At 64.1% G+C, this 13,922-nt stretch carries 15 protein-coding genes and 1 tRNA gene; 7 read left to right on the top strand and 9 right to left on the bottom strand.

Going from position 1 to position 13,922, the window contains the following annotated elements; all coding sequences use genetic code 11:
- Nucleotides 1-154 precede the first annotated feature (154 nt).
- A complete protein-coding gene (locus G6N81_RS06050) occupies nucleotides 155-1,276 on the top strand; it encodes a tyrosine-type recombinase/integrase (protein WP_165134451.1) in 1,122 nt (373 codons plus the stop codon).
- Between the two features lie 71 nt (nucleotides 1,277-1,347).
- On the opposite strand, the gene G6N81_RS06055 is transcribed toward G6N81_RS06050, so the two are convergent.
- The 8 genes from G6N81_RS06055 to G6N81_RS06090 all read right to left on the bottom strand — a co-directional run bounded on the left by G6N81_RS06055 (nucleotide 1,348) and on the right by G6N81_RS06090 (nucleotide 6,760).
- A tRNA-Arg gene (locus tag G6N81_RS06055) sits at nucleotides 1,348-1,420 on the bottom strand.
- A gap of 68 nt (nucleotides 1,421-1,488) precedes the next feature.
- A complete protein-coding gene (locus G6N81_RS06060) occupies nucleotides 1,489-1,833 on the bottom strand; it encodes a histone-like nucleoid-structuring protein Lsr2 (RefSeq protein ID WP_165134454.1) in 345 nt (114 codons plus the stop codon).
- A gap of 71 nt (nucleotides 1,834-1,904) precedes the next feature.
- Entirely contained in the window at nucleotides 1,905-2,402 is a 498-nt protein-coding gene (locus G6N81_RS06065; protein WP_165134457.1) for an HNH endonuclease, read from the bottom strand.
- Between the two features lie 374 nt (nucleotides 2,403-2,776).
- Nucleotides 2,777-3,730, bottom strand: coding sequence for a peptidoglycan DD-metalloendopeptidase family protein (locus G6N81_RS06070; protein WP_165134460.1), 954 nt, complete (start codon nucleotides 3,728-3,730; stop codon nucleotides 2,777-2,779).
- A 224-nt stretch (nucleotides 3,731-3,954) separates the two neighbouring features.
- On the bottom strand, nucleotides 3,955-4,650 hold the full coding sequence (locus G6N81_RS06075) for an iron-dependent transcriptional repressor DtxR (RefSeq protein ID WP_165134463.1): 696 nt from the start codon (nucleotides 4,648-4,650) through the stop codon (nucleotides 3,955-3,957).
- An 81-nt stretch (nucleotides 4,651-4,731) separates the two neighbouring features.
- Complete coding sequence (serC, locus tag G6N81_RS06080) at nucleotides 4,732-5,841, bottom strand: phosphoserine transaminase (RefSeq protein ID WP_165134466.1); 1,110 nt, start codon at nucleotides 5,839-5,841, stop codon at nucleotides 4,732-4,734.
- Nucleotides 5,842-5,850: 9 nt separating this feature from the next.
- Nucleotides 5,851-6,396, bottom strand: coding sequence for a DUF3027 domain-containing protein (locus tag G6N81_RS06085; RefSeq protein ID WP_165134469.1), 546 nt, complete (start codon nucleotides 6,394-6,396; stop codon nucleotides 5,851-5,853).
- The gene (locus G6N81_RS06090; protein ID WP_165134472.1) at nucleotides 6,380-6,760 is read right to left on the bottom strand and encodes a cold-shock protein; all 381 of its coding nucleotides are present in this window, start codon (nucleotides 6,758-6,760) and stop codon (nucleotides 6,380-6,382) included. Before G6N81_RS06090 ends, G6N81_RS06085 begins: the two co-directional genes overlap by 17 nt.
- A gap of 85 nt (nucleotides 6,761-6,845) precedes the next feature.
- On the opposite strand from G6N81_RS06090, the gene G6N81_RS06095 reads away from it, so the two are divergent.
- The 3 genes from G6N81_RS06095 to G6N81_RS06105 are packed head-to-tail and all read left to right on the top strand — an operon-like array spanning nucleotide 6,846 to nucleotide 10,480.
- On the top strand, nucleotides 6,846-7,106 hold the full coding sequence (locus tag G6N81_RS06095) for a multidrug ABC transporter ATPase (protein WP_165134475.1): 261 nt from the start codon (nucleotides 6,846-6,848) through the stop codon (nucleotides 7,104-7,106).
- Nucleotides 7,103-8,797: a helicase-associated domain-containing protein gene (locus tag G6N81_RS06100; RefSeq protein ID WP_241245090.1), complete on the top strand. Its 1,695-nt coding sequence runs from the start codon at nucleotides 7,103-7,105 to the stop codon at nucleotides 8,795-8,797. Before G6N81_RS06095 ends, G6N81_RS06100 begins: the two co-directional genes overlap by 4 nt.
- Before the next feature lie 36 nt (nucleotides 8,798-8,833).
- Complete coding sequence (locus G6N81_RS06105) at nucleotides 8,834-10,480, top strand: DNA repair helicase XPB (RefSeq protein WP_165134478.1); 1,647 nt, start codon at nucleotides 8,834-8,836, stop codon at nucleotides 10,478-10,480.
- Nucleotides 10,481-10,501: 21 nt separating this feature from the next.
- Here G6N81_RS06105 and G6N81_RS06110 read toward each other — a convergent pair whose 3' ends face one another.
- Nucleotides 10,502-10,924 (bottom strand): oligopeptide/dipeptide ABC transporter ATP-binding protein, encoded by a 423-nt coding sequence (locus G6N81_RS06110; RefSeq protein WP_165134481.1) that lies wholly within the window; start codon nucleotides 10,922-10,924, stop codon nucleotides 10,502-10,504.
- Here G6N81_RS06110 and G6N81_RS06115 point away from each other — a divergent pair.
- The 3 genes from G6N81_RS06115 to G6N81_RS06125 all read left to right on the top strand — a co-directional run bounded on the left by G6N81_RS06115 (nucleotide 10,809) and on the right by G6N81_RS06125 (nucleotide 13,838).
- Nucleotides 10,809-11,096, top strand: a complete 288-nt coding sequence (locus G6N81_RS06115; protein ID WP_241245092.1) for a substrate-binding domain-containing protein — start codon at nucleotides 10,809-10,811, stop codon at nucleotides 11,094-11,096. The two genes, G6N81_RS06110 and G6N81_RS06115, sit on opposite strands and share 116 nt — an antisense overlap.
- Nucleotides 11,097-11,330: 234 nt before the next feature.
- Nucleotides 11,331-12,023 (top strand): response regulator transcription factor, encoded by a 693-nt coding sequence (locus G6N81_RS06120; RefSeq protein WP_165134487.1) that lies wholly within the window; start codon nucleotides 11,331-11,333, stop codon nucleotides 12,021-12,023.
- Between the two features lie 99 nt (nucleotides 12,024-12,122).
- Entirely contained in the window at nucleotides 12,123-13,838 is a 1,716-nt protein-coding gene (locus G6N81_RS06125) for a sensor histidine kinase (protein WP_165134490.1), read from the top strand.
- Nucleotides 13,839-13,922: the final 84 nt, after the last annotated feature.

Consider the following 13,922-nt stretch of genomic DNA (forward strand, 5'->3'; position numbering starts at 1 on the left):
ACGCAGCAATGTGGCTGACGGTCTCCGTCGGGTCACTCCGAGCGTGGCGCGGTCAGGGCACCGGCCCTCGATACATCAAGGTTGGCGCTCAAGTGAGGTATCGACCGGGCGATCTCGATGCATACCTCGAGTCACAGCTCTGCGAGCCATCGCGATGATTGATCGAAGACCGAGTGGTCAATACCGCGTCCGCGTCTACTACCGCCAGCGATACATCACCTCACGCACGTTCTCTCGTCGCCGCGACGCCGAACGATGGGAGCGCGAGGCGAAAGATGCTCTCGCAGCGGGGCGTTGGTTCGATTCGACCAAGCACGACGCCGTGACGGTCGATGAGTGGGCAAAGCTCTGGCTTGCCTCCAAGATGGGAGGGAAGCCCAGCGCGGTCGTTGATCGCGAGCGGTTCGTGCGTGTTCACGTGTCACCTGCCTTCGGACGCAAACCCCTTGGAATGATCGCGCACTCCGACGTTGCCGCCTGGGCACGTGGCCTCGCCATGTCGCACAGTGCTTCGACTGCTCGCGGCGCTCTCGGCGCATTGCGTGGAACGTTCGATCTCGCGATGCGTGATGGCGCAATCCAGACGAATCCCACGCTGGGCATCAAGCTTCCCGCCAGTCAAGCCGGAGAGCCCCATCCGCTTACCCATGAGCAACTGTGGAAGCTCGCCGACGCGATGCCGGGCGAGAAAGATCGCCTGCTTGTGCTCGTCGCGGGCTACTCAGGTCTCCGTTGGGGTGAGCTGACGGCGCTTCGTCCCGCGGATGTTCGAGCCGATGGAACGTTGCGCATCATTCGTGCGTGGAGCGAGGTCAAGGGTGTCCTTCACCTCGGAGATGTGAAGAGCCATCAAGCACGCACTGTGCCACTCCCCCGCACTGTTTCGCGGGCGCTCGCCCAGTGGACGTCGAAGCTCGACTGTGACGCGTTCGTGTTCCACTCGTCAACGCCGACAACACCGCTGCGGAACGGCAACTACCGGTCGCGGGTGCTCGACCGCGCTGTGGCTTCTGTGGGCATCACGGATTTCACGCCGCATTGCTTCCGCGACACAGCCGCATCTCTCGCTCTTCAGGCCGGTGCCACCGTCTCGGCAGTCTCGAAGATGCTGGGCCATCGCGATGCGTCGACAACGCTGAAGCACTACGCGTCGATGTTCCCGACCGAGCTCGACGACCTGGCAGCGCGACTCGATCGGCGTGCCGCCGAACTCAGCAACAACCAATCGGTGCCAGCTGTTTCGAACGGCTCCACCGACCACATACCGACCAATTGAGAGCCGGTCTCGGTGCTGGCGCGCGGTAGGGAGCGACAGAAATCCGCTCCTCACCTGCGAAGAAAGTGAAGTGCCCCTGACTGGACTCGAACCAGCGACACACGGTTTAGGAAACCGATGCTCTATCCACTGAGCTACAGAGGCAAACGCACAGCGCGCCCGAACAGTCTAACGACTGGTTCGGGCGCGCTTTCTCAGGTGGCTGAGCCGTGTCAGTGCGCGGCGTCGTATGCCTGAAGGATTGCGTCGGGAACGCGGCCGCGATCGCTGACCGTGTGCCCCTGTGCACGCGCCCATTCACGAACGGCCGTGAGGTCACGCCCGCCGGAAACGGGCTTGCGCGTGGGTCGACGCGTTGCGCCAACCGTGGACATGACGCGACGACCCGCAGCAACATAAGGCTCCAATGCCGCCTTCAGCTTTTCTGCGTTCGCCTCCGTCAAATCGATCTCGTAGCTCTTTCCTTCGAGCGAGAAGGAAACACTGACTCCGCGACCGGGCTCGAGTACGGTTCCATCGATGTCGTCGATGAGCTGATGAATAACCTGCTTTGCCATAACAACAGAATAGATCACATTCGTCAGACAAGACACCTTTAGGCGAATGAGCGTTCAATTAGTGGCGACTGTTAGGCAGCCATCGACAGATAAGGCTCCCAGGAAGGATCGGCACGCTCGGACCCGCGTACCGCCCAAGACACACCCTGCGGCGGGCGAGGCACAAAACGCAAGTCCCACCCCATTTCCTGCGGTGTTCGGTCGCTTTTCATGTTGTTGCACTTGAGGCACGCCGCGACAAGGTTTTCCCAGGAGTCCGCCCCGCCACGGGAACGGGGCTGCACGTGGTCAATCGTCGTGGCGTTTCGGCCGCAATACGCGCACTGGTTTCCATCACGCCGCAGAACGCCGCGCCGCGTCACGGGAACCGACCTTTCTCGCGGCACCCGAACGTATCTGCTCAGCAAAATCACGGCCGGTCGATCGTACATATCCGACGGCCCACACACGGGATCATCGTCGTCGCGTTCGACAACGCTCGCCTTTTGATTCATCACGAGAACAATCGCTCTCTTGAATGAAACGATGCCAAGGGGCTCATAGCCCGCGTTCAATACCAGGGTGCGCATGTGTTGCGTCCTTTCGCTCTCCCCCGGATGGCTTCCGGGGGGATCACTTCGAGATCGCCGCGTGTTCGGCGCATAAGAAGAGAGGACGAGAGACAAAAAAGGCGCCGTCCCATGGACAGCGCCTTGATTCCTTCCGCACCAGCGGTGCGGCTCACGTACTCACAATGCCTCAGGACATAGCGCCCCAGGGCATCCGTGGTTCGAATGCTCGGGTGCGACTCCATGAGACCTTTCCTCTCGTGCGCTCGCTGACGACGACGCGAACAGAGTAACGCATGCAACACGCCCGGGAGGAATCCTGGGCGTGAACGGGTGCTGAAATGCGCATCGCCCGCCCCTCGCACGAGGGGCGGGCGATGCGAAACTCTGGCTTGTTACAGCGCCATGTATGCGTGCGGGTCGGCAAGCGAGCCGTTGACCCAGACCTCCAGGTGAAGGTGCGGCGCTGTCGATCGGCCAGTGCTCCCCATGTAGCCGATGACCTCGCCAGCGGCAACGTGCTGGCCGGCGCTGACCGCGAAGCCACCATCCATGAGGTGGGCGTTCTTGATCGTCACCTGCTGACCATCAAGGTTGCAGTCGAGCGTGATGAGATTTCCGAAAGCACCGGACCAGCCGACATAGCCGACCACACAACTCTGCGCGGCATAAATCGGCGTTCCTGTCGGAGCAAGAAGGTCGACACCCTGATGTCCGCGCCCGGCGCCCAGGCCGTCGCCGAGCGTGTACGTTCCGGGAGCAACCGGAGTGACCCAGCCGCCTGCCCCAACAACGGGAGGAGCGGGGGCGGCATCGACCGCAGCGGGAGCGCCTCCGCCGGCGCCATCGGTGGGCTGCGCCTCTTGGTCGGGCTGGAGAGCCTGCTGCCGCGCGTGCTCTTCCTGCTGACGCTGGGCCTCGAGGGCGCGTGCGAGGGCTTCTTCTTCTGCCTTCTTCTGCGCGATTTCCTCGGCTGATGTTGCCGAGTACGTTGTGGAGGCGAGGTCCAGAACAGCGGCGTCGGCCGACGTGGCGAAGCCCTGGGCTTCTCCTTCTGCCTGCTGACGAACGCTGACCTCTGCCTGTTCGACATCGTCGATCTGGGTCGCGGCGTATGCCGGGATGGCAACACCGGCAATCAGTGCCAGAACGGCGGCGAGCGTACCGACGGTGCGAGCGGGACGGAATCCACGCTTCTGACTGTCGGCGCTCTTCCGCGTGGAACGCGCGGCGAGGCGGACCTCTTTACGAGCGGCGGCAACCATACTGCGGCTGTCCATGGGGCGCGGTGCCAGAGCCTGTGAGCCGAGACTCGGTGACTCTTCGTGCGTCGAATGGTTCTTTGGCAAGATGTGGTTCCTCCGTCGCCCTTCGTCATCTGACGCCGACTCGCCGACACTGGGTTGGGTATCAGTGTCACCCCGTGGGGCAGGCGAGCCGCAAAGGCGATTCCCCGCGAGGTGCGTAGGCGTCGGGGCGCCCACGATCACTCCACGGTAGCGAAAGATAACGAAAGTGTCACACTGAGGAGGGATATTCACCCCGCAATGTGACCGGTCACCCCGCGACGGGGTTACTCGGCGACCAGAAAAACGTGCGATGCCATCTCGACGGGCAGCTCGAGAGCCGTGTCGTTTCCGTCCATCTGAATGAGCACATAGCCCTCGTTGTAACGGAACTGACCGGCCGACCCCGGCATGACGTCGGCATCGCGGAGCTGCTTCAACAGCTCGGGCTCAGCCTGGAGCGGCTCCGCGAGGCGGCGCACACGGCCCCGCAGCTCGCCATCACCCTGGTCGAGCAACTTCACAACGGCAACGGCGGCATCCTCGACGCGTGCCTCGGGGACATCACCCAGATCGCGAAGACCGGGAATGGGGTTACCGTACGGTGACTCGTCGGGGTGACCGAGCAACTCAACCAACCGGCGCTCAACGTCCTCGCTCATCACGTGCTCCCAGCGGCAGGCCTCTTCGTGAACATAGGCCCAGTCAAGACCGATCACATCGCTGAGCAAGCGCTCCGCCAGACGGTGCTTGCGGGTGACCTCAATCGCCTTGTGACGTCCAGCGTTTGTCAGTTCGAGACGGCGATCGGCTCCGACGATGAGCAGACCATCGCGCTCCATCCGGCCAACCGTCTGCGACACCGTAGGCCCGGAGTGCCCGAGCCGCTCGGAGATCCGGGCGCGCAGAGGAACGATGCCCTCTTCCTCCAGGTCCAGGACCGTGCGAAGGTACATCTCAGTGGTGTCGATCAGATCCGTCATCGCTGCGCTTTCGTCAGGCCGAAACTCCTGAGGCCATCCTAACCAGCCGGCGCCAACGGGGGGCCGATCAGCGCGCCACGCTCAGCTGTTTTCGAGAACGAAGTCGATCGCGCGGGTCAGCTGACGCACGTCATCGGGTTCGATCGAGACGAACGTCGACACGCGCAGCTGGTTGCGGCCGAGCTTGCGGTACGGCTCCGTGTCAACAATGCCGTTTGCACGGAGCGTGCGTGCAACAGCCCCTGCGTCAACCGACTCGTCGAAGTCGATCGTCACAACTACGGGAGAACGATGCGCGGGGTCCGTGACGAACGGTGTCGCGACCGCACTGTTCTCTGCCCATTCGTAGAGAACACCCGACGACTCGCGGGTGCGGGCGTCTGCCCAGGCGAGACCGCCGTTGTCGATGATCCACCCCAGCTGGCTGTCCAGAAGGTGCAGCGTTGTGAGCGCGGGGGTGTTGTACGTCTGGTTCTTACGCGAGTTGTCGATTGCCGTCACCAGGCTCAGCGACTCGGGGATGTAGCGCCCGGACGCGGCAATCGCCTCGGCGCGCGCAATCGCGGCGGGCGACATGATCGCGATCCACAGGCCGCCGTCCGAACCGAGATTCTTCTGCGGTGCGAAGTAGTAGACGTCCGTCTGTGAGATGTCGACGTCGATGCCACCGGCGGCGCTCGTGGCGTCAATCACCGTCAGCGCGCCCTCGTCGCCCGCGACGCGGACGATGGGAGCGTATGCGCCCGTGGACGTCTCGTTGTGCGGCCACGCGTACACGTCGATCCCCGAGGTGGGCTCTGCCGTCGCGATCGTGCCGGGCTCGGCACGGCGCACGTCGGGCGCGTCCAGCCACGGAGCGGCAGCGGCCGCCGCAAACTTGCCGCCGAACTCACCGAACGTGAGGTTCTGTGCGCGCTTTTCAATCAGACCGAATGCCGCGGCATCCCAGAAAGCGGTTGACCCGCCGTTGCCGAGAACGACCTCGTATCCCTCGGGGAGGCGGAACAGCTCGGCGATGCGCTGGCGAACACTGCCCACGAGGTTCTTCACCGGTGCCTGTCGGTGCGAAGTGCCGAGCAGCGCCTCCCCCGCATTAGCGAGAGCCGTCACCTGGGCGGCACGAACCTTCGAGGGGCCACATCCGAAGCGGCCATCAGCGGGCAGAAGGTCAGCAGGGATCTCGAGCGTCATGAGGTCAGTCTAAGACTGGCCGTCGCCGCCGTCGGACGCATCGTCATCATCCGACTCATCATCGTCGTCCGGGCGATCATCGTCCGACTCATCATCGAGCTCGTCGATGTCGACGCCGTCGACATCCCCCGCGTGCAGAATCGACGAGCCGTCCTCGTCGAACTCATCATCCGCGTCGTCATCATCGTCGTCATCGTCATTCGCCTGGTCATCGGCGTTCGCCTGGTCATCGGCGGCGGCCATCTGCGCGGCCTTGTACTCCTCGAGACGCTGCGACCACGGAATCCACTCGGGCGCCAGAAGCGCATCGTCACCCGGCAGCAGCTCGACCTCCAAGACGGTCGGTTCCTCGCCGGGAGCGGCGGCAACCGACACCGTCCAGTGCCAGCCGGGATACCCGAGCATCGCGGCGTCGAACCGCAACGAGACAGCACCATCCTCGTGCACCACATGTCCCGCCGGCGCTCCGATCGTCGCCTCCGGTGTGATTTCACGCAGCGCAGCGCGCGCAAGATCGTGCGCCTCATGCAGGCGGGAATCAGATGTCGATGTCATCGGCGACCTTTCGCAGAACCGCGGCGATCTGACGAGCGTTCTGATCCGAAGGGTATCGGCCGCGGTGCAGGTTCGTGCTGATCTCGTCGAGCACCTTCACGAGGTCCTCCACGATGACCGCCATGTCATCAGCGCTCTTCCGCGCCGTCTTGGCAACGCTGGGAGGTGCGTCGAGAACGCGAACCGACAGCGCCTGGAGCCCGCGCTTGCCATCGGCAACTCCGAACTCAACACGACTGCCCTTGCGCACGGACGCATCGGACGGCAGGGCGCTGGCGTGCAGGAAGACGTCCTGACCGTCGTCCGACGCGATAAAGCCGAAGCCCTTGTCTTCGTCGTAAAACCTGACCTTGCCGGTGGGCATGTGAACCTCGCACGTCGTGGAATACCTGAACGCTCCAGCTTATCGCGGGTATGTCGGCGCGGGCCCCTGCACTACTGTGGGAAAGATGAGCACAAAACCGGGCGAAGGCCCCCCTGTGCGCCGAATCGACAAGGTCCTTGCTGGCATGTCCCTCGGGATTCTCCTGCTGTCGGTCGTGTGCTTTATCTCCGTCATGATTGCTGGCGCCGTCGGGGTAACGAACTACACCGGAATCTGGCCCACCGTCTTCTTCGTGCAGTTCGCGGGGCCCGTTGTGGCTTTCGTGCTTCTGCTGACGCTTCTCATCATGAGCTTCATCCGTCGGGGCAGGGCGAACCGCGAATGATCCGCGTGGACGGCTCCGCCGCACGGATGATCGCTGAGCGGCTCGCGGCCGCAGATGATGATGCGCTTGCGGGGCTGTTCGCCTCACGGCGGCTGGCTCCGCTGGCTGCTCCCGCCACCACCTGGCGTGATTTCTTCGATGCGGCAGAATCTCTTCTGCAGCCCGAGCAGATCCGCCTCGCCGTTGCCGCTCTCCCCCGTGACACGCTCGCGGCGCTCGCATCCGGAGAGCCGCGCGATCTCCTCGCCCTCACGGATAACGACGGAAAGGCCTTGCCCGAGGTGGCGGCTGCTCTCGTCGACATCGACTTGACGACGACTCCCGCAGGCGCCCCGGCTGCCGCGGATGATGCCTCCTCCAGCTATGCGGCGGAACGCGCGTTCTCCACTATTTCCGCCATTGCCGACATCGTCTTCGGCTCTCTCGCGCGGCCACTGACGCGCGTCGCATCCGGTGCACTTGGCGCCAGCGAGAAGCGGCGCCTCGTCGAACAGGAGATCGCCTCAGATTCCGAAGAGGCCGATGCGCTCGTGCGTCTTGCCACTCACACCGGTTTGATGCGCGGACACGACGGGCACATCAGTACGACGTCCGTTGGCGCAGCGTGGGTACAAAAGCCCACACCGCGTCGCTGGGAGATGCTCGCCGAGCGTTTCCGCGATGTTCTGCCCGCCGGGCTGCGCGATGGCAATGGATGGATCGACCCCGCCCTCTGGTCCGGCGCGTATCCGCTCGATCCCGAGTGGCCGGTCACAGCGGAACGACTGCTCGCGTTCGCACGGTTGATGGGCCTTCTGCCGCCGGGACATGTCCCGGCGGAAACCCCGTGGGCGCGCCCCCTGCGCGAGGGGAAAGCCGCCGACGCAGGGCAGCTCATCACCCTTCTACCGCACGAGGTCGACCGGCTATACCTCCAGAACGACCTCACCGCTATTAGCCCCGGTCCCCTTGCGCCGCACCTCGACGTTCGGCTGCGCGCCATGACGCAACGCGAATCACGCGCGCAGGCATCGACCTACCGATTCACCGAGCGCACAATCGCCGCGGCGCTCAGCTCGGGCGAAACCGCCGACAGCATCCGCGAGTTTCTCAACGAGCTCTCGCTGACCGGCGTGCCACAGCCCCTCGAATACCTCATCGAACGCACCGATGACCAGCACGGTCTCGTGCGGGTCTCGATTGCGCCTGACGGCGGCCACACGGTCATCTCGAGCCCCGATCACGACATGATCAGAACGCTGGCCGTCGACCAGTCGCTCAGCTCACTGGCTCTGCTTCCGGACGGCGCACTGCTGCGTACGCGGGCAACGCGCAATGTGGCGTACTGGGCGCTTACCGATGCCCGGTACCCCGTTGTGGCTCTGGATGAGGACGGCGATGTGATCGCCCTCAACAGGCACCGCCTGGCCCCCGATCCCGAGCCGCGCGCCGGATTCGGCGAGCTCATCGAACGACTGCGAAACAGCGAGGGCTCGGACGCCGATGCCGCATGGCTGAAACGCGAACTCGACAGCGCGGTGAAAGACAGGGCGATCATCGCGCTCGAGATCAACATGCCGGACGGCTCGGTCCGTGAGCTCACCGTCGAAGCAGCCGGTTTGGGCGGCGGGCGCCTGCGCGGCCGCGATGCAAAAGCCGATGTGGAACGCACCCTCCCCGTCGGGCTCATTCGATCGATGCGGCGTATCTGAGCGTCACGGCCCTCGGGGCAGATAGACTCGCCTGCTATGGCTGACGGTCCTTTGATTGTGCAGAGCGACCGCACGGTTCTGCTCGAGGTGGCACATCCCGACGCTGAATCGGCGCGGCATGAGCTGGCGGTGTTCGCAGAGCTCGAGCGCGCGCCGGAACACATCCACACGTATCGCATCACACGGCTGGGGTTGTGGAACGCCCGCGCCGCCGGACACACCGCCGAGGATATGCTCGCCACCCTCGACCAGTGGACGAGATTCCCCGTTCCTCCTTCGGTGGCAACGGACCTGCGCGAAACCGTCAACCGCTACGGACGTCTGACGATCGATCGTGGGAGCGACGGTGAGCTCATCCTGCGCTCAACCGACAAAGCGGTTCTCAGCGAGGTCTCTCGCAACAAGAAGATCTCCCCTCTTCTGATCGGGCGCGCGAGCGACGAGGCATTCGTCGTTGACGCGTGGGCACGCGGACAGATCAAACAGGAGCTCCTGAAGATCGGCTGGCCCGCCGATGACCTCGCGGGATACACCCCGGGTACGCCGCATCCGATCTCTCTCGACGAGGCCGACTGGAACCTGCGGCCATACCAGCAGCAGGCCGTCGACACCTTTTCTCGGGATGGCTCTGGCGTCGTTGTTCTTCCGTGTGGCGCCGGGAAGACCCTGGTCGGAGCCGGCGCCATGGCGACGACGAAGACAACAACCCTGATCCTCGTCACCAACACCGTCTCGGCCCGGCAATGGCGCGACGAGTTGCTCAAGCGCACATCGCTCACGGCGGAGGAGATCGGCGAGTACTCCGGGCAGATCAAAGAGATCAAGCCGGTCACCATCGCCACGTATCAGATCCTGACGTCGAAGCGGAAGGGTGTTTACGCGCACCTCGACGTCTTGGACGCCCTCGACTGGGGCCTCATTGTGTACGACGAGGTGCACCTGCTTCCCGCCCCCGTTTTTAAGCTCACCGCTGATCTACAGGCGCGGCGCCGGCTCGGCCTGACAGCGACGCTTGTTCGCGAGGACGGCCGCGAAGGGGATGTGTTCAGCCTGATCGGCCCCAAGCGTTTCGACGCGCCGTGGAAGGAGATCGAGCAGCAGGGCTTTATCTCCCCCGCTTCCTGTTTCGAGGTGCGCATCGATCTGCCGTCGTCGGAGCGCCTCGAGTACGCCGCCGCCCCCGACGACGAGCGATACCGTCTTGCCGCAACGTCGCCGTCGAAAATCGAGGCTGTCCGGGACATCGTCGATCGGCATACGGGCGAGCAAATCCTCGTCATCGGCCAGTACCTTGATCAGCTCGACGAACTCAGCGATGCTCTGGGCGCCCCGAAGATCACGGGAGCAACGCCCGTCGATGAACGCGAACAGCTGTTCCAGGCGTTCCGCGACGGGACCCTGAACGTTCTCGTCGTCTCAAAGGTCGCAAACTTCTCGGTTGACCTTCCCGAAGCATCGGTGGCGATCCAGGTCTCTGGTTCTTTTGGCTCGCGCCAGGAGGAAGCGCAGCGTCTCGGACGTTTGCTCCGCCCGAAGCAGACCGATCACACGGCCAGCTTCTACACGCTGATCGCCCGCGACACGGTGGACCAGGACTTCGCGCAGAACCGACAGCGGTTCCTCGCGGAACAGGGTTACAGCTACACAATCCTGGACACGGCCGACCTCGGCCACATGTCTTAGCGCGGCGCCTGCTGAGCCGGTTCACGTCCTGAGAGACCGCGGGCCCTCTCGATGTCGTCGATCACGGAGAGGAGCTGCTCGGGCGAGGCGACAGGCGACCATGCGCCCACCGCCGGCATCCGTGAGAGGAGGCTCGGCCGTTCGGCACAGGTCGGTGGCGTAGTGGCAGCGGTTGCTGAAGTGACAGCCCGGTGGCCTGTCGGTGGGGCTCGGCACTTCGCCCTTGGGGACGATCCGGTTCCGCTTCGCATCGGGGTCCGGCTGGGGAACGGACGACAGCAGCACCTCGGTGTAGCGGGGCCCGGCAACCCGGTACCTCGTGTTCTCGATGCTGCACGAGAAGAATCCGCCGACGGCGGTGTTCACCGAAACAGACAGGCTCGCAATCGACCTCATCGGAGCGTGCGCCGATGCGGGCCTTCGCGTGCCACAGGATGTCAGCATCGTCGGCTACGACAGCACCGGAATCTGCGAGCTGATCCGGCCTCGCCTCACGAGCGCCGCACAACCGCACCGCGAGATACGGCTGGAACCGTTTCGCGAGACGCTGATCGAACGTCACGGCCTCGACCTCGGCGAAACCGACGACGCGATCGTGTCCGATCACCTGAGGTGAGCCCACTCGACCAGGAACAGTCGACGTCCCCGGAACATTCGTCGGAACGGCGGACCAACGGTCGGCTGAAGGCATGCACTCTTCACCGCCGACGTAACAGCCTCGTAAACGGCGGCACGCACACCACACGATTTCTCGGCACAATGGCGCCCGAATCGAGCTGTTTTCTCGGCATTTCATGGGTCACGGGGCGATTCTGGCCACATCTGGTGCATTCATCGACATAATGGGGGCATGACCGCACCGCGCATTCTCGTAGTCGACGACGAGCCGAACATCCGCGACCTGCTCTCGCAGAGCCTGCGCTTCGCCGGGTTCCAGGTGAGGACCGTCATCAACGGCGCGCAGACGATCTCCGCGGTTTTGGAGGAGGAGCCCGATCTGATCGTGCTCGATGTCATGCTCCCCGACATGAACGGGTTCAGCGTGACCAAGCGTCTTCGCGACGCGGGGTACACCGCGCCCATCATCTTCCTCACCGCCAAGGACGAGACCGACGACAAGATCAAGGGTCTCAACGTTGGCGGCGACGACTACGTCACCAAGCCCTTCAGCCTCGATGAAATCGTCGCCCGCATCCAGGCGGTTCTTCGCCGCACGATGCAGACAGACGAAGAGGAATCGGTGATCCGCGCCGGTGAACTCACGATGGACCAGGACACGCACGATGTCTACGTCGGAGACACGGCGATCGACCTCAGCCCCACCGAGTTCAAGCTGCTGCGCTATCTCATGCTGAACCCCAACCGCGTGCTGTCGAAGGCGCAGATCCTCGATCACGTGTGGGAGTACGACTTCAACGGCGACGCCGGCATCGTCGAGAGCTACATCTCGTACCTGCGCCGCAAGATCGACCCGCACGCCGCGGAATCGCTCATCCAGACCAAGCGCGGCTTCGGCTACATGCTCAAGGTCGACAAGCTGTAATAGCCGTCCCACCCACCTCGAGGAAACGTCCTGGCCGCCCGGATCGATCCCTTCACCCGCTGGTGGCGCAGGATCAGCCTGCGCGCCAAGATCACGGGTGTGACGGTCGGCGTACTCGCGGCGGGCCTGTTGTCCGCGGGACTCGGCACCATGCCGATCCTGCAGACGATGCTCGTCAGCTACACCGACACGTCGGTGCAACAGCTGTCGGGAACCGACGTCTATGAGACCGTGTTCGATGTCGGGAATGCTCCCGACACCGGCGCGATCGTCATTTCGGCGAAGAATCCGGCCCCGCGTACGGAGTACATCGTCGCGCTGTATCACACCGATGGCACGCTCATCGATATCAGCGGCGGCGATCAAGACCCTGCTCTCACCCCCGTCTTTCCGACGACCCTGACGGTGCAGGATGCCTTCCTCAACCAGGATCGCGTCTTCGCGCTCGACACCCTCCGCGGATCGAGCTACCGCGCCAGCGTCTCACCCGTTGAAGTGCAGTCGGGTGCGACGAGCGGCCTCTACGCCCAGCTCGTTGCACAGCCACTCACGGAGGCCGATTCCTTCGTCCGGACATACATCGTCGTTTTCACAGGGATGACCGCCATCACGCTCGTATTGGGCGCACTCGTGACCCGCTGGCTCGTCACACTCGCCTTCCGGCGCCTCGGACAGGTCGAAGACACGGCGATGCGCATCGCCGAGGGCAACTTCCAGCAACGGATGACCGATATCGAGCCGACGACCGAGGTCGGCCGCCTCAAGCTCGCGATCAACACGATGCTCGACACACTTGACGAGTCCTTCGCTGAGCGCGACGCCACCGTCGATAAGATGCGCCGCTTTATCGGCGATGCCAGCCACGAGCTGCGCACCCCGCTGGTCAGTGTGCGCGGCTATGCCGAGCTTTTCCGGATGGGCGCGATCAACACCCATGAGGACACGGGAAAGGCGATGCAGCGCATCGAGAGCGAGGCAAAGCGGATGACCTCTCTCGTGGAGGACCTCCTCAACCTGGCCAGACTCGACGAACGCCGCGAGATGGAGATCACCGACGTCGACCTCCGCACAATCGCCCGCAACGCCGCGCTCGACGTCCAGGCTGCTGATCCCGGTCGCCGCATCAACGTCAACGACACAACCTTCGAGGCGCTGACCGGGCCGATCACGATCATCTCTTCGCGGGCACCGCATGCTCCCGATCCCGCTCCCCTCATCGCCGGCGAGGAGGAAGAAGAGGGACCGCCAACGGAAACCGCCGCCCTCCGGTGGACATCGGCCATTGCGAAGGCGCAGGCCTCAACGCGATCGTTCTTCCAAAAGCGCGGCGACAAGAAGCAGGACGACGATACCGCGGAGTCCTCGGGCGACGTCCATACGCTGGACTTTTCCGAGCCGGTCGCCGGGAAGCCCCTCGAGCAGCCACCGATCGTTCGCGGCAACGCTGAGAAGATCCAGCAGGTCATCGCGAACCTGCTGGGGAACGCCCGCAGATACAGCGCGGAAGATTCTCCCATTGAGTTGGAGGTCGGGATCGACCCGGAGAAGGACCTCGGCTGGATCTCTGTTGTCGACCACGGCGAGGGCATCCCAGAGGAGATCCGCCAGAAGATCTTCGAGCGCTTTTGGCGTGCTGATACCTCGCGCGCGCGAGAGACGGGCGGATCCGGGCTCGGCCTGGCCATCGTGGCGTCGATCGTCGAGCGCTTGAAGGGCTCCGTCTCGGTGTTTGAAACACCCGGTGGCGGCGCGACGTTCCAAGTGGGCTTCCCCCTCGTCCACCTGAACGAGGTGCCAAAGGAATTGGCCGAATAGGCCATTCACACGCGGCGTTTCCGCGATGTTGTCTGACGATCGGCTCGCGGCGCCGCACGGGGAAGATGCCGAGCCCCTAGCGTC

Origin of the sequence: Microbacterium amylolyticum, from assembly GCF_011046975.1 — a bacterium.
Lineage (GTDB): Bacteria > Actinomycetota > Actinomycetes > Actinomycetales > Microbacteriaceae > Microbacterium > Microbacterium amylolyticum.

Excerpts from the sequence above, each read along its gene's own strand:
- G6N81_RS06065 (WP_165134457.1), bottom strand. The coding sequence starts at position 2,402 with ATGCGCACCCTGGTATTGAACGCGGGCTATGAGCCCCTTGGCATCGTT.
- serC (WP_165134466.1), bottom strand. The coding sequence starts at position 5,841 with ATGACGCTCGAGATCCCTGCTGACCTTCTGCCCGCTGATGGCCGCTTC.
- G6N81_RS06060 (WP_165134454.1), bottom strand. The coding sequence starts at position 1,833 with ATGGCAAAGCAGGTTATTCATCAGCTCATCGACGACATCGATGGAACC.
- G6N81_RS06100 (WP_241245090.1), top strand. The coding sequence starts at position 7,103 with ATGATCCGCGTGGACGGCTCCGCCGCACGGATGATCGCTGAGCGGCTC.
- G6N81_RS06110 (WP_165134481.1), bottom strand. The coding sequence starts at position 10,924 with ATGCTGACATCCTGTGGCACGCGAAGGCCCGCATCGGCGCACGCTCCG.
- G6N81_RS06120 (WP_165134487.1), top strand. The coding sequence starts at position 11,331 with ATGACCGCACCGCGCATTCTCGTAGTCGACGACGAGCCGAACATCCGC.
- G6N81_RS06095 (WP_165134475.1), top strand. The coding sequence starts at position 6,846 with ATGAGCACAAAACCGGGCGAAGGCCCCCCTGTGCGCCGAATCGACAAG.
- G6N81_RS06090 (WP_165134472.1), bottom strand. The coding sequence starts at position 6,760 with ATGCCCACCGGCAAGGTCAGGTTTTACGACGAAGACAAGGGCTTCGGC.
- G6N81_RS06105 (WP_165134478.1), top strand. The coding sequence starts at position 8,834 with ATGGCTGACGGTCCTTTGATTGTGCAGAGCGACCGCACGGTTCTGCTC.
- G6N81_RS06075 (WP_165134463.1), bottom strand. The coding sequence starts at position 4,650 with ATGACGGATCTGATCGACACCACTGAGATGTACCTTCGCACGGTCCTG.
- G6N81_RS06085 (WP_165134469.1), bottom strand. The coding sequence starts at position 6,396 with ATGACATCGACATCTGATTCCCGCCTGCATGAGGCGCACGATCTTGCG.
- G6N81_RS06050 (WP_165134451.1), top strand. The coding sequence starts at position 155 with ATGATTGATCGAAGACCGAGTGGTCAATACCGCGTCCGCGTCTACTAC.
- G6N81_RS06115 (WP_241245092.1), top strand. The coding sequence starts at position 10,809 with ATGCTGCACGAGAAGAATCCGCCGACGGCGGTGTTCACCGAAACAGAC.